Consider the following 14,831-nt stretch of genomic DNA (forward strand, 5'->3'; position numbering starts at 1 on the left):
CGTGTTGCCCTTCAGCAGACGCGAGCCATGTCGTGTAAAACGATGCCCGTTCCGGCAGATGACCGGGTACACCGCTTTTCCGCCGGCCCACTGCGTAGCCAGCAGCGTCATGCCGCTGGCGGCAGCCTTGACGGCCACCTGGGTTCTACGCTCAGCCATGCGGTGCAAGACGACATGGCGGCTTGCACCGCATGCGAAGCACGCTTTGGTTTTTTGTGGTTGGGGTCTGTTTTTCCGTTACGCAGTAACGGCACATTGGGGAGCCCCTTGGGGGCGGACGGGGAGGCAGGCTGCGAGCACGGAGCGGAGGCCGCTTGCGGCCGCAGCCCGCGCGCAGCAGACAGCCGGGTGGGCGGGGTTCACACCATTGACTGGCCGCCACGCGGCCCCTGACTTTCATTTTGCGCAAGCCATGCCTGGCCTTGTTCGTACACCAGGTTCAGGCCGCTTTATGGCCCTGACTTCCTTGTGTGCGCAACGCGCACCCGGCGGGCCGGGGGCGCCAGACATAACGAAAATTAGCAACGGCCGGCGGGCCGTTGCCTTCAGTTCGCAAAGGGCTGCTGCGGCAACGGCCCGCCGGCCGTTGCTAATTTCCGGGCGTTATGTTCAATCGGCTGGCCCGCAGGGACAGACGATTTACCCCCGGCCCTCGTACACTTCGGCCCGCAGGGCCGCACATGCCTTCATTGTTCTTCTGGATTCTTCTGCGCGTCCCCGGCCACCATCGCGTCCACCGGCAACGGCTTTCGTGCCTCGGCCATCCCGAACATGTTGCGGCTGAATTCACTGTATTCGTGCTTGCGCACATCACCATCACCCCGGACTATGACTACAGAATCGCCAGCAGGTACATGACCGAACCTGAAGCCGAAGCCATGCTGCAACGACGCAGCAGACGCAACTGAGCAACACCCATAAACAGCAAACCCGGCCGCGGCCGGGTTTGTCATCGAACTACTACTATCGCGCAGCTACAACGAACACAATATAAACAGGCCGCACGCCTAGACTATTTATGAAGTTGCGAGCTACAGCAATACTCCCATCTACATCCTCTCCCTCATAAAACCAATTTTCGTAAGTCGACTCAAAGCGATCACCCTCCGCTAGTTGATATACGTCACCACCTAGCACGCGCCATCGCTGCAGAGCAAACAGGTCCAGCGCAGCCTCCGCAGCCGCGAGTGGAAGTGCCGCCTCATTTAAACCATTACCAATGAGGCTTCGCCCCATGCGGGCATACAACTCAAGTATTTTTGATGCTGACATAGCTCATCACTTAGTCGGAACGAACAGCCGGTGGTTATTCGATGGCGCTTGCATACACCGGACAATCATCCATCCTGGATCACGCAATGGGCAACTAGAGGAACTTATGCTAGTTTTTGATTGGTTAACTGGTAAAGACCGAAAAGCCCCACGATATGACATCAAGTCGAAGCGAGAGGCATTGAATAAGATGTTTCCCTTTTCTCATTCTTTTGAAGTGATGAAATCCGTTTTTCAGCAGCCGATGGAGTCGGCAGAAATTTCGGGGCTTCCTGAATTTCCACTGGTTTCCAATGTCGCGGACCTGGGCTTGCAGGCTGTGCTGGTAATACGCCACATGGAAATCGAATCATTTCCTCGTTATCTTGGCAGTGTGCGTAAGGGTTATGAAGAAGTCGGGCTTTTTCATTATCAAAAAGACAATTTTCACACCTTCGTTTCTTTCAGCGATGAATTAGGTGGACGGAATGCTTACGTCCTCACTAATTCTATTGATCTGGTCGTAGAGCTGGCTCAAGAGGAGTTCAGCCCGCCGCCGCCCTGGATCGCATGGTGTCACTACGGTCCGTTTGTACGCTACAACGAAGGAGCAGAACAGTATTGGGATGTAAATATTTGGACTCCGTTTTGGCGGCACCTAATGCCGGAAGCGCGCGACGCATACATAGATGGGCGCAGCGTCGCCGCACTTGCGTATATGTCTGACGAAGAATGGGGCGATTGGGTGTATTCCACGCGCAAGAACGACCCTGAATATAGGGAACGTCACGGCTTTTAATTGACGGAACCCGCAATCTGCAAATGCTCAGGCGAAAGCGCTCACTCACTCGGCCCCAATCGCCCACTCCACCGCCGCCTGCGCATGCAGCGCCGTCGTATCGAACACCGGCAGTGCCGAATCTTCCGGCTTGATCAATAGCGTGATTTCCGTGCAGCCGAGTATCACCGCCTGCGCGCCGCGCGCGGCGAGGTTGTCGATCACGCGCCGATAGACCTTGCGCGATACGTCGTCCACGTGGCCGTGACACAGCTCGTCGTAGATGATGCGATGCACGTCCACGCGCTCCGCTTCATCGGGAATCAGCGTGTCGAGACCGTAGCGCTCGCGCAGGCGGCCCGTGTAGAACATCTGCTCCATCGTATAACGCGTGCCGAGCAGGCCGACGCGCTCGACACCCGCCGCGCGCAGCGCCGCGCCGGTCGGATCGGCGATATGCAGGAACGGCACCGTGATCGCCTGCTCGATCGAGTCGCACACGCGATGCATCGTGTTCGTCGCGAGTATCACGAGATCGGCGCCGCCGCGTTCGAGCTGGCGCGCGGCCTCGGCCATCTGCGCACCGAGCGCGGACCAGTCGCCGGCGCGCTGGTGGGCCTCGACCGACGCGAAATCGACGGTCAGCAGCAGGCTGCGCGCGTTGTGATGGCCGCCGAGGCGTGCCTTCGCGTGACGGTTCAGCAGCCTGTAGTACTCGGTGGACGATTCCCAGCTCATTCCGCCGATCACGCCGATCGTTTTCATCCGTACGCTCCGTGAATGCATGCCTGAAACGGCGAGTATAGGCGCGCCGCATCGTACGCCGCCGGTACGGATTGCTCCTTGCGCGCCGGTACGCATCGGCGATTGCATCGGTGCTCGCATCGGCGAGAAGCCCGCCCGCATTTTTCTGGCGCCGATAGAATCGGTAGCGAATCCGAACGCGATCAACCGATCAACGGAAGCGATCAACGGGAGCGAGACATGGACCTGATCATCCGCCGCGCGATGCTGCCGCGCAGTGCGTGCCAACCGCAATTGCAATTGCAACGGCAACAGCAATCGCAACCCCAGCCAGTCGATATCGGCATCGACGCGGGCCGCATCGTCGCGGTCGAACCGAATCTCGCCGCAGCCGCGCGCGAGGAAATCGACGCGGCCGGTTCGCTCGTCACGCCGCCGTTCGTCGATCCGCATTTCCACATGGACGCGACGCTGTCGTACGGTCTACCGCGCGTGAATGCGTCGGGCACGCTGCTCGAAGGCATCGCGCTATGGGGCGAGCTGAAGCCTCAGCTCACGCAGGACGCGCTGATCGAGCGCGCGATGCAGTATTGCGACTGGGCCGTCGCGCGCGGCCTGCTCGCGATTCGCAGCCACGTCGACGTGTGCGATCCGCGTCTGCTCGCGGTCGAGGCGTTGCTCGAAGTGAAGCGCCGCGTCGCGCCGTATCTCGATCTGCAACTGGTGGCGTTTCCGCAGGACGGCGTCCTGCGCGGCGCCGGCGCGTTCGACAACCTCAAGCGCGCGATCGGCATGGGTGTCGACGTGGTCGGCGGCATTCCGCATTTCGAGCGCACGATGGCCGACGGCGCACAGTCCGTGCGCATGCTGTGCGAGTACGCGGCCGAGCAGGGCTTGCGCGTCGACATGCATTGCGACGAATCGGACGATCCGCTCTCGCGCCACATCGAAACGCTCGCGGCCGAAACGCACCGGCTCGGCTTGCACGGACGGGTGGCCGGTTCGCATCTGACCTCGATGCATTCGATGGACAACTACTACGTGAGCAAGCTGTTGCCGCTGATACGCGAGGCCGGTGTTGCGGCGATCGCGAATCCGCTCATCAACATCACGCTGCAAGGCCGCAGCGACACCTACCCGAAACGGCGCGGCATGACGCGTGTGCCCGAGCTGATGGCGGCCGGCATCGACGTCGCGTTCGGCCACGACTGCGCGATGGACCCGTGGTACAGCCTCGGCTCGGGCGACATGCTCGAAGTCGCGCACATGGGCTTGCACGTCGCGCAGATGACGGGCGTCGACGCGATGCATGCGTGTTTCGACGCGGTCACGGTAAACGCGGCGCGCATTCTCGGTCTGGAAGGCTATGGTCTCGCACCCGGTTGCGCGGCCAATCTCGTCGTGCTCGATGCACGCGATGCGGTTGAGGCGATCCGCTTGCGCGCCGCGCGGCTCGCAGTGGTCAGCCGGGGCAGGGTGGTGAGCCGCGCGCCGGCGGCGCGAGCTTCGCTATCGATCGAGGGGCGTCCCGGGCAGGTGGATTTCAAACTGCATCGCGCCTAGCGGCTGCGGTACATCTCGCCCGTTGTTCACCGGGACGGCGAGGAGCTGTGAGGAGCGGTGAGGAACCGTGGAGCATGGCGGTGCACGGCGGGGCACAACGAAAAACGGCGGCCTGCCTGCGCAGACCGCCGTTCCTGATCGCACGTTCGGCGCCGTCTCAGCCGCGCCGAACGATGCGGCGACGACGCGTCAACCCCTCAATGCGCGGCACCCGGCGCCATGCCGTTATGCCGCAGCAGCGCGTCGATATTCGGCTCGCGGCCGCGGAACGCCTTGAACGATTCCATCGCCGGACGGCTGCCGCCCACTTCGAGAATCTCACGGCGATAACGCATGCCGGTCGTCTGATCGAGCACGCTGCCCGCCGCTCGCGCCGCCTCCTCGAACGCCGCATAGGCGTCGGCGGACAACACCTCGGCCCACTTGTAGCTGTAGTAACCCGCCGCGTAGCCGCCCGCGAAAATATGGCTGAACGTATTCGGCCAGCGCGAGAACGATGCTTGCGGCACGACGTGGAAGCGCTCGTTGATTTCGCGTGCGAGGTCGTTCGCGCTCTTCGTGCCGTTCGCGTCGAAGCCCGTGTGCAACTGCATGTCGAACATCGAGAACACGATCTGCCGCAGCGTGCCGAGACCGCTCTGGAAGTTCTTCGCAGCGAGCATCTTGTCGAACAGATCGCGCGGCAAGGGCTTGGCCGTTTCGACGTGCGAGGTCATGTCGGAGAGCACGTCCCATTCCCAGCAGAAGTTCTCCATGAACTGCGAGGGCAGTTCGACCGCATCCCACTCGACGCCGTTGATGCCCGATACGCCAAGCTCGTCGACGCGCGTGAGCATGTGATGCAGGCCGTGGCCGAACTCATGGAACAGCGTGATGACTTCGTCGTGCGTGAAGCACGCGGGCTTGCCGCCGACCGGTGCCGAGAAGTTGCAGGTCAGATACGCAACCGGCGTTTGCACCGCGCCGTGCGCGAGCTTGTGACGGCCGCGCGCGTCGTCCATCCAGGCACCGCCGCGCTTGCCTTCGCGCGCATAGAGATCGAGATAGAACTGCGCGACGAGGCCGCCATCCTGATTCTCGACGCGGAAAAAGCGCACGTCCGGATGCCACACGGCTGCTTCGTCGCGGCGGATGCGCACGCCGAACAATGTCTCCGTGACCTTGAACAGGCCCTTGAACACCGCGTCTTCCGGGAAGTACTGCTTCACTTCGTTTTCCGAGAACGAATAGCGCTTCTGACGCAGACGCTCGGCCGCGAACGTCATGTCCCACGGCTGCAGATCGCTCATGCCGAGTTCGCTCGCGGCGAATTCGCGCAGTTCCTTCCAGTCCTGTTCTGCATGCGGACGCGCGCGCGTCGCGAGGTCTTCGAGAAAGGCCATGACTTGCGCCGGCGATTCGGCCATCTTCGGCGCGAGCGACACTTCGGCGAAATTGCCGTAGCCGAGCATGCCGGCTTCTTCGGCGCGCAGCTTCAGTTCGTCGGCGAGCACCGCGGTGTTGTCCCACTCGGGTTTGCCGTTGCCGTATTGCGCACCGAGTTCGGACGCGCGCGTCACGTAGGCACGGTACATTGCTTCGCGCATCGGACGGTTTTCCGCGTACTGCATCACCGGGAAATACGACGGGAAGTGCAGCGTGAACTTGTAGCCGGTCTTGCCTTCGCGTTCGGCGGCTTCCTGCGCGGCTTCGATCACGTCTTCGGGCAGGCCGGCCAGTTGCGCTTCGTTGCCCGCCTCGACGACGTACGCGTAGGCGTTGGTCGCATCGAGCACGTGATCCGAAAACGCCTTCGACAGCGCCGCCTGACGCTCCTGCAATTCGGCGAAACGCGGCTTCTGGTCTTCGGGCAATTCCGCGCCCGACAGACGGAAGTCGCGCAGCGCGTTGCCGAGAATTTTCTTGCGCTCGCCGGTCAGCGAAGCGAAATCGCTACTCGCGTTGAGTGCCTTGTACTTCTCGTAGAGTGCGAGATTCTGGCCGACGCTCGACCAGAATTCCGTCACGCGCGGCAGGTTTTCGCCGTACACGGCGCGCAGTTCGGGCGTATCGGCGACCGCGTTCAGATGGCCGATCACGCTCCACGCGCGCGACAGCGGTTCGGTGGCGCGCTCGACCGGTTCGACCACGTCGGCCCACGAGGCGGGCGTGACCGGCAGCGCGGCGCGCTCGACCGCGGCGGCCGCGTTGGCGAGCAGCACGTCGAGCGCGGGCGTGACGTGTTCGGGGCGAATGTCGCCAAAGCGCGGCAGGTCGGAGAAATCGAGGAGCGGATTGTCTTGAGGCGTGGCGGTAGTGGACATAGGGCTTCCTGTCTGACGCGGGTGAATGGGGCGGTGCGGCGGCGCGCGCGTTCGCGAAGCGGTGTTGCGTCGAACGCGCGGCGTACAGCCTTGGCGGCACCGGATACGAACATTATTGGGGCGGCGCGCGCGGATTCCAATCCGTTGGCGGACAAATTAACAGAGGTCGCGGCGGGCGGGGCCGTTTGGGGGGAGCCTGGGCGGGCGCGTAGGGAGTACGCGTGGGGCGCGCATGGAGCGGGGATGGCGGCGGGCGATCGAGCAATCGGGCGATGCCGTCGATAAAGCGAAAAACGCTGGCGGGAAGCGAATCAACGCAGGGTCGACGCGCGACGAACGGCGCATCTGCAAGCGAGGCCCGAGCTTCGCACTCGCCGGGCCTCGCCGATACCGGCGTGATCGAGCCGCGCCTACGTTCCGATCACGTTCCGATCACGCGAGGGTCACCTTGCAATCACGCCTTCGACGCCTGCGCGTTCGCCTCGCGCTCGGCTGCTTCGATCGTATTGACGAGCAGCATCGTGATCGTCATCGGGCCGACGCCGCCCGGCACCGGCGTGATATGGCCGGCCACTTCCTTGACGCCCGCGAAGTCGACGTCGCCGCACAGCTTGCCGGCGTCGTCGCGATTCATGCCGACGTCGATCACGGTGGCGCCCGGCTTCACCATCTCGGCGGTCAGAATGTTGCGCAGGCCCGTCGCGGCGACCACGACGTCGGCGTGGCGCGTATGCGCGGCGAGATCGCGCGTCTTGCTATGGCAGATCGTGACGGTCGCGCCCGCTTCGAGCAGCAGCAGCGCCATCGGCTTGCCGACGATGTTCGAGCGGCCGATCACCACGGCGTTCGCGCCCTTCAGGTCGATGCCGTAGGCCTCGAACATCTTCATCACGCCGTACGGCGTGCACGGACGGAACAGCGGCTGGCCGGTCATCAGCGCGCCGGCGTTGGCGACGTGAAAACCGTCGACGTCCTTTTCCGGCGCGATGGCCTCGATCACCTTGTGGCTGTCGATATGCTTCGGCAGCGGCAGTTGCACGAGGATGCCGTGGATGGCCGGATCGCGGTTCAGTTCGTCGATGCGCGCGAGCAGATCGGCTTCGGACAGCTCGGCCGGATAGCGGTCGAACGACGAACCGAGGCCGTTGTCGTGGCACGCCTTGATCTTGTTGCGCACGTAGACCTCGCTCGCCGGGTTGTCGCCGACCAGAATCACGGCGAGTCCCGGCTGATGGCCGCGGGCGGTGAGGGCGGCGGCGCGCGCGGCGACGTCGGCGCGCAGGGTCTTGGAGAGGGCGAGGCCGTCGATCAGTTTGGCAGTCATGGTCGGTCGAGGGTAGGGTCGAGAGTTGAGTCGGACAGGCGTGGCAAGCGGAGCGAAGCGGGGGCGCGGGCACGCAGGCAAGTTCGTGCGCGGGTGTTTTTCGACGGCAGCCGGCGGCGGGTCCGTGAAAACATGCGATGCCGCTTCGGGCAAGGCGCTGCTGCAAAGTCCGACATTATACCGGCGCGGGACCTGCGCCAGAGGTGCCGGCGACGCACCGATTGGCTTCGTCGCGGCAGCGAAGTGGGGGCCAAAGCGGGTGCAAAGCAGGCGCGTGCGGAGAGATAAAAAAGAAAGAGGAAGAAGAAAAGGCCGCCTGGGAGGCGGCCCTTCGATGGTCTGTCTATGGCAGGCCGCATCATCCGGTGGCCCTTCGTGCGAAGGGCCGCACGCGCCGGTGCCGGTGCGCCGTGGCGTGTGCCGCGACTATGACTGCGCGGCCTGCGGCTTGTTCGACAGCGCGAGGCGCAGCAGATCGGCGACCGTGTTGACGTTCAGCTTTTCCATGATGTTCGCGCGGTGCGCCTCGACCGTCTTGATGCTGATGCCGAGGTCATCGGCGATCTGCTTGTTCAGACGGCCGGCGATGATGCGTTCGAGCACCTGATGCTCGCGCGCGGTCAGCTTGCCGAGACGCTCGGCCGCGGCGCGCTGCTGCTGCACGCTGCTGCTTTCGCTGCGCGCCTTGTCGAGCATGCGCTCGACGAGCTTGCGCAACTCGGCTTCGTCGAACGGCTTTTCGATGAAGTCCATCGCGCCTTTTTTCATTGTCGAGACCGCCATCGGCACGTCGCCGTGGCCGGTCACGAAGATGATCGGCAGCGCCGCGTTGTCGGCGATCAGGCGCTCCTGCAATTCGAGCCCGCTCATGCCGGACATCCGCACGTCGAGGATCAGACACGCGATCTGGCCCGGATGCTGATGCGGTTGCCATGCGTCGAGGAACTGCTCGGCGCTGGAGAAGCATTGAACGCGGTAGCCGTTCGCTTCCAGCAGCCAGCGCAGCGAATCTCGCACGGCCTCGTCGTCGTCGACGACAAAGACGGTTTCCTGTGTGGTGACTGGGCTGTTCATAGCTCTCCCGTAACGGTTTGTGGTGTCGGCGCCTCGGACCCGCCGCTGCTCGGGCCGTCGGGGTCTCCAATAGGCAGACTGCAATGGAACGTGGCGCCCGTGATGTGGCCGTCGGATTCGACGTTGTTGACCACCCACAGACGCCCGCGATGCGATTCGATAATCGAACGGCAAATGTTCAGCCCCATGCCCATGCCATCGGACTTGGTGCTGTAAAACGGTTCGAACAGACGCTCGGCGGTCGCCTCGTCGACGCCGGGCCCCTGATCGACGACGCTGATGCAGACGAAGCCGCCCTCGAGCCGCACGACCACGCGGATCACCGGGTCGACCGCGTTCGGGCGGGCTTCGGCCATCGCCTCGGCGCCGTTCTTCAGCAGGTTCACGAGCACCTGCTCGATCAGCACCGGATCGACGTAGATCACGGGCAGGCGCGCGCGCAGATCGGTGACGATGCGGATGCGGCGCTTGCGCGTTTCGATTTCGGCGAGACCGACCGCATCGGCGACGATATCGGCGACGCGCGTGGCCTGGCGTTTCGGCTCGCTGCGCTTCACGAACTCGCGGATGCGCTTGATGATCATGCCGGCGCGCACCGCCTGCTGGGCGGTCTTTTCGAGCACGGGCAGCAGGTTGTCGGGCGTCGTCCGGCCGGATTTAACCAGCGCGACGGTGCCGGAGCAATAGTTGTTGATCGCGGCGAGCGGCTGGTTCAGTTCGTGCGCGAGCGACGAGGCCATTTCGCCCATCGTCATCAGGCGGCTCGTGAACTGCAGCTTTTCGTCCTGCTGGCGCGACAGTTCCTGGGCCTGCTTGCGCGTCGTGATGTCGGTTGCGATCTGCATCTGCGCGAGATGGCCGTCGACCCACTGGATGTACTGGCGGCGCACCTCGAACCATTTCTGGATGCCCGGAATATAGATTTCCTGGGCGTCGGCCGTGCTTTCGGTCAGCGCGGCGGCGGGCAGGCCCGCATAGGTGTCGACCATGTCGATCGAATCGGACGAGGCCTGCGCGCTGTCGAAGCCGCCGCCCGCGAGTTCGAGATGGCCGTCCGGGCGGATGCCGAACAGGTGCCGGTAGTAGCGGTTCGCGAACAGCAGCTCGGCTTCGTCGGCGGCGAGCACGGAGACGGCCGCATCGAGGCTTTCGAGCACGGTCGTGAAGCGCTCGTGCGCGGCGGCGAGTTCCTCGCGCGCGCGCTTCGGCTCGGTGATGTCGGTCATCGACGACATCCAGCCGGTCTGCCGGCCCGAGCTGTCGATCAGCGGCGACACGTAGAGCCGCGCGTGAAACGTCGAGCCGTCCTTGCGGCGCACGCGCAGCTCGAAGCCCGAGGACGGCGCCTTGCCGCGCAGCGTCATGTCGAGCTGGCGCTGCATCTCGGGATACGAGTCGCGCGGCCAGTAGGCGAATGGCGCGCTCTTGCCGACGAGATCGCTTTCGTCCCAGCCGGTCATGCGGCAGAACGCCGGGTTCACGTGCGTGATGCGGCCGTGCATGTCGAGCACGCGCATGCCGATCAGCACCGAGTTTTCCATCGCGCGGCGAAAGAACGCTTCCGCATAGAGCGCCTGCTGCGCCTCGAAGCGCTGGCGCGTGTGCTTCCACAGGCTCCACAGGCTCCACAGCACGAAGCACGAGAGGCCGGCGACGAGCCACACGAGCGTGTTGTTGGTGAAGTTGGTGATCTGCGGGAACGCGTAGACGCGCACCGAGATGCCCTGGCCCGGCGGATCGAGCGGCAGGTCGTAGAACATGTCGCGCGGCAGGCGCGGGCGCGTCGACGTGGTGGTCAACTCGCGGTTGTTCACGTCGATGATCGAAATCTTGTACTTGGCCGACAGCTCGGGCGGGATGTCGCGCTTCAGGATGCCTTCCACCGAGAACACCGCGGCGATCGTGCCGAGGAAATCGCGGTCGCGGAAGATCGGCGTCTGCAGCGTGATGAAGCCGTTGCCGAGGTCGTCGTAGATGAGCGGCGAATAGACCTGGCGGCGCGTGTTGCGCGCCTCGGCGAAGCCGGCCTTGACCGCTTCGTCCATCTGCGCGTCGTTGGGGCGCGCGAGACGCTGGCCGAGCACGGGCGGCGCGGCATTGGGCCAGCGCGGCTGCTGCTGCCCCGTGTACCAGTTCAGGTAGAGGATTTCCGGGTGCCCCTGCATGATGTCGGTGGTGGTCACCTGGAACGAATGCTCGTCGGCATGGCCGGCGGCGAGATCGCGCGCGAGCGCCTGGATCTGTTCCTGCGCGCCTGTCATGGACAGGCGGATCTGCTGCTGCGCCCACGCGACGTTGCGGTAGAGCGTGTCTTCCTGCTGCTGCTGTTCGCGTCGGTTCAGACTCCATAGAATCAGGCTCATGACGACCAGAAACACGAGGATCGACAGGAGCGGCGTCAGCAAATAGGAATTGGACCACCATGGTCCATGGTGCCAGCGAGTGGACGGCGACGAATCCGCGGGCGTTCCGGCGGTGCGCGCCGAGCGAGCGAAAAGCCGTTCGGTCAACATGCGTGGCATTGTAGCGCAGCGCGTCCCGGACAAATGTCGCAAAAAAGCGCAGAAAGTCACGTTAATCGGCGCAAACTAGCCGGCGGTTCCGTCGATCGGCAGTCAAATCAGGTTGCGTTGCAACAATTTTCCGCATTATGAGAATTGATCTCGTAATTTGAAAATTTGGTTGCGCTGATGTCGGGACCCTTATTACAATCGGCCGGAGCTTCCGCGGCCTATCCTGCGTCCGCGTGGTCTGTTCAAAGTGCGTTCCCCATACCCAGGAGACGAGCATGTCCGCTGTACCCGACGAAGTCATGAAATATGTCGCCGCCGAAAAAGACGACGATCCCCAGGAAACCGGCGAATGGCTGGAAGCGCTGGATGGCGTGATTTCTGCTGTGGGCCCCGATCGCGCTCACTACCTGATCGAGAAGCAGATCGAATTCGCGCGCGTGCACGGCGAACATCTGCCGTTCTCGGCCAACACCCCGTACATCAACACGATTCCGGTCGCGGGCCAGGCGAAAAACCCCGGCGACCAGGACATCGAACACCGTATCCGCTCGTACACGCGCTGGAACGCCATGGCCATGGTGCTGCGCGCCGGCAAGGAAACCAACGTCGGCGGCCATATCGCGTCGTTCGCGTCGGCCGCCACGCTGTACGACGTCGGCTATAACCACTTCTGGCACGCGCCGTCCGCCGAGCATGGCGGCGACCTCGTGTTCGTGCAGGGCCACTCGTCGCCGGGCGTCTACTCGCGCGCGTTCCTGCTCGGCCGCCTGACCGAGAAGCAGCTCGACAACTTCCGCCAGGAAGTCGGCGGCGAGGGCATCTCGTCGTATCCGCACCCGTGGCTGATGCCGGACTTCTGGCAGTTCCCGACCGTCTCGATGGGCCTCGGCCCGATCATGGCGATCTACCAGGCGCGCTTCATGAAGTACCTGCAGGCGCGCGGCATTGCCAAGACCGACGGCCGCAAGGTCTGGGCCTTCCTCGGCGACGGCGAGACCGACGAGCCGGAGTCGCTCGGCGCGATCGGCATGGCCGGCCGCGAGCGTCTGGACAACCTCGTGTTCGTCATCAACTGCAACCTGCAGCGTCTCGACGGTCCGGTGCGCGGCAACGGCAAGATCATCCAGGAACTCGAAAGCGAGTTCCGCGGCGCGGGCTGGAACGTCATCAAGGTCATCTGGGGCAGCCGCTGGGATGCGCTCTTTGCGCGCGACAAGTCGGGCGCGCTGATGCGCCGCATGATGGAAGTGGTCGACGGCGAGTACCAGACGTACAAGTCGGAGTCGGGCGCGTTCGTGCGCGAGCACTTCTTCAACACGCCGGAACTGAAGGCGCTCGTCGCCGACTGGTCCGACGACGACATCTGGAATCTGAACCGCGGCGGCCATGATCCGCACAAGATCTACGCGGCGTTCGCGGCAGCGACGAATTCCAAGGGCCAGCCGACCGTCATCCTCGCGAAGACGATCAAGGGCTACGGCATGGGCGAAGCCGGCCAGGCGATGAACATCACCCACCAGCAGAAGAAGATGCAGGTGGAGCCGCTGAAGAAATTCCGCGACCAGTTCCGTCTGCCGATCACCGACGAGCAGATCGCCGACGTGCCGTACCTGACGTTCGAGGAAGGCTCGAAGGAGCTCGAATACATGCGCCAGCGGCGCATGGACCTCGGCGGCTATCTGCCGGCGCGCCGTCAGAAGGCCGAGTCGCTGCCGGTGCCGGAACTGTCGGTATTCGAGCCGCTCCTGAAGGGCACGGGCGAAGGCCGCGAGATTTCCACGACGATGGCGTTCGTGCGGATTCTGAACATCCTGCTGAAGGACAAGGCCCTCGGCAAGCGCGTCGTACCGATCGTGCCGGACGAATCGCGTACCTTCGGCATGGAAGGCCTGTTCCGCCAGATCGGTATCTGGAATCAGGACGGCCAGAAGTACGTGCCGGAAGACTCCGACCAGCTGATGTTCTACCGCGAGTCGGAAACCGGCCAGATCCTGCAGGAAGGCATCAACGAAGCCGGCGGCATGGCCGACTGGATCGCAGCCGCGACGTCGTATTCGACGCACGGCGAGATCATGATCCCGTTCTACATCTTCTACTCGATGTTCGGCTTCCAGCGCATCGGCGACCTCGCCTGGGCGGCGGGCGACATGCGTTCGCGCGGCTTCCTGCTGGGCGGCACCGCGGGCCGCACGACGCTGAACGGCGAAGGTCTGCAGCACGAAGACGGCCACTCGCTCCTGTGGGCCGCTTCGGTGCCGAACTGCATCAGCTATGACCCGACGTTCGGCTACGAACTCGCGGTCATCATGCAGGACGGTCTGCGCCGCATGGTCGCCGACCAGGAAGACGTGTACTACTACATCACGGTGATGAACGAGAACTACGAGCACCCGGCAATTCCGCAGGGCGAGACCGTAGCCGCGGACATCATCAAGGGCATGTACTCGTTCAGCAAGACCGCGGCCGAGGCGAAGACGCCGCACGTGCAGCTGATGGGCGCGGGCACGATCTTCAACGAAGTGATCGCGGCAGCCGACCTGCTGAAGAAGGACTGGGGCGTCAACGCCGACCTCTGGAGCGTGCCGAGCTTTACCGAACTCGCGCGCGAAGGCCACGACGTGCAGCGCTGGAACCTGCTGCATCCGACCGAAGAGAAGAAGCTCTCGCACGTCGAGAAGCTGCTCAAGGACGCGCCGGGTCCGGTCATCGCATCGACCGACTACGTGCGGGCGCTGACCGAGCAGATTCGCGTGTTCGTGCCGCAGAAATTCGTCGTGCTGGGCACCGACGGCTATGGCCGCTCGGACACGCGCGAGAAGCTGCGTCACTTCTTCGAAGTCGATCGCTACTGGGTCACGGTCGCCGCGCTCAACGCGCTGGCCGACGAAGGCACGATCGAACGCAAGGTGGTCGCCGAGGCGCTCAAGAAGTACAACCTTGATCCCGCCAAACCCAACCCGATGACCGTCTAAGGCATCCTTCCCCGTGTGCCACGGCGCGCGCGCCTGCCCCTGACCAGAAGGGGCGGGCTGCGTGCGCGGCCCAGGAGACACTAACAATGAGTCAAGCGATCGAAGTCAAGGTGCCGGACATCGGCGATTACAAGGACATCCCTGTGATCGAGGTGCTGGTGAAGGCGGGCGATACCGTCGAGAAAGAGCAGTCGCTCGTTACGCTGGAATCCGACAAGGCGACGATGGACGTGCCGAGCTCGGCCGCCGGTGTCGTCAAGGAAGTGCGGGTCAAGGTCGGCGATACCGTGTCGGAAGGCTCGCTGATCG

The 14,831-nt window shown here is 63.8% G+C and carries 11 protein-coding genes; 4 read left to right on the plus strand and 7 right to left on the minus strand.

Features of this window, described 5'->3' with window-relative positions; genetic code table 11:
* Positions 1-686: 686 nt before the first annotated feature.
* Positions 687-953: a hypothetical protein gene (locus tag F3J20_RS30885; protein ID WP_167285757.1), complete on the minus strand. Its 267-nt coding sequence runs from the start codon at positions 951-953 to the stop codon at positions 687-689.
* Positions 954-963: 10 nt separating this feature from the next.
* Positions 964-1,272, minus strand: coding sequence for a hypothetical protein (locus F3J20_RS30890; RefSeq protein WP_167285758.1), 309 nt, complete (start codon positions 1,270-1,272; stop codon positions 964-966).
* Between the two features lie 106 nt (positions 1,273-1,378).
* Between F3J20_RS30890 and F3J20_RS30895 the strand changes: the two genes are divergently transcribed.
* A complete protein-coding gene (locus tag F3J20_RS30895) occupies positions 1,379-2,050 on the plus strand; it encodes a hypothetical protein (RefSeq protein WP_167285759.1) in 672 nt (223 codons plus the stop codon).
* 45 nt (positions 2,051-2,095) lie between these two features.
* On the opposite strand, the gene F3J20_RS30900 is transcribed toward F3J20_RS30895, so the two are convergent.
* Positions 2,096-2,794, minus strand: a complete 699-nt coding sequence (locus tag F3J20_RS30900; RefSeq protein WP_167285760.1) for an aspartate/glutamate racemase family protein — start codon at positions 2,792-2,794, stop codon at positions 2,096-2,098.
* Positions 2,795-3,013: 219 nt separating this feature from the next.
* Here F3J20_RS30900 and F3J20_RS30905 point away from each other — a divergent pair, with 219 nt between their 5' ends.
* Positions 3,014-4,336, plus strand: coding sequence for an amidohydrolase family protein (locus F3J20_RS30905; RefSeq protein WP_167285761.1), 1,323 nt, complete (start codon positions 3,014-3,016; stop codon positions 4,334-4,336).
* A 197-nt stretch (positions 4,337-4,533) separates the two neighbouring features.
* On the opposite strand, the gene F3J20_RS30910 is transcribed toward F3J20_RS30905, so the two are convergent.
* From F3J20_RS30910 to fixL, 4 genes are all read right to left on the minus strand, one after another.
* Positions 4,534-6,639, minus strand: a complete 2,106-nt coding sequence (locus F3J20_RS30910; protein ID WP_167285762.1) for a M3 family metallopeptidase — start codon at positions 6,637-6,639, stop codon at positions 4,534-4,536.
* Between the two features lie 454 nt (positions 6,640-7,093).
* Positions 7,094-7,963, minus strand: coding sequence for a bifunctional methylenetetrahydrofolate dehydrogenase/methenyltetrahydrofolate cyclohydrolase FolD (folD, locus tag F3J20_RS30915; protein ID WP_167285763.1), 870 nt, complete (start codon positions 7,961-7,963; stop codon positions 7,094-7,096).
* A gap of 426 nt (positions 7,964-8,389) precedes the next feature.
* Positions 8,390-9,037 (minus strand): oxygen response regulator transcription factor FixJ, encoded by a 648-nt coding sequence (gene fixJ / locus F3J20_RS30920; protein WP_167043258.1) that lies wholly within the window; start codon positions 9,035-9,037, stop codon positions 8,390-8,392.
* A complete protein-coding gene (gene fixL, locus F3J20_RS30925; protein ID WP_167043567.1) occupies positions 9,034-11,550 on the minus strand; it encodes an oxygen sensor histidine kinase FixL in 2,517 nt (838 codons plus the stop codon). The genes fixJ and fixL overlap by 4 nt, the downstream gene beginning before the upstream one ends.
* Before the next feature lie 275 nt (positions 11,551-11,825).
* On the opposite strand from fixL, the gene aceE reads away from it, so the two are divergent.
* Together aceE and F3J20_RS30935 are read left to right on the plus strand one after the other, a co-directional pair.
* On the plus strand, positions 11,826-14,522 hold the full coding sequence (aceE, locus tag F3J20_RS30930; protein ID WP_167285764.1) for a pyruvate dehydrogenase (acetyl-transferring), homodimeric type: 2,697 nt from the start codon (positions 11,826-11,828) through the stop codon (positions 14,520-14,522).
* Between the two features lie 86 nt (positions 14,523-14,608).
* Positions 14,609-14,831, plus strand: a 223-nt coding sequence (locus F3J20_RS30935) for a biotin/lipoyl-containing protein (protein WP_345889954.1), incomplete at its 3' end; no start/stop codon positions are given.

The sequence above is a fragment of the Paraburkholderia sp. Cy-641 genome, from assembly GCF_011752945.1.
In the GTDB taxonomy this organism is placed as follows: Bacteria; Pseudomonadota; Gammaproteobacteria; order Burkholderiales; family Burkholderiaceae; genus Paraburkholderia.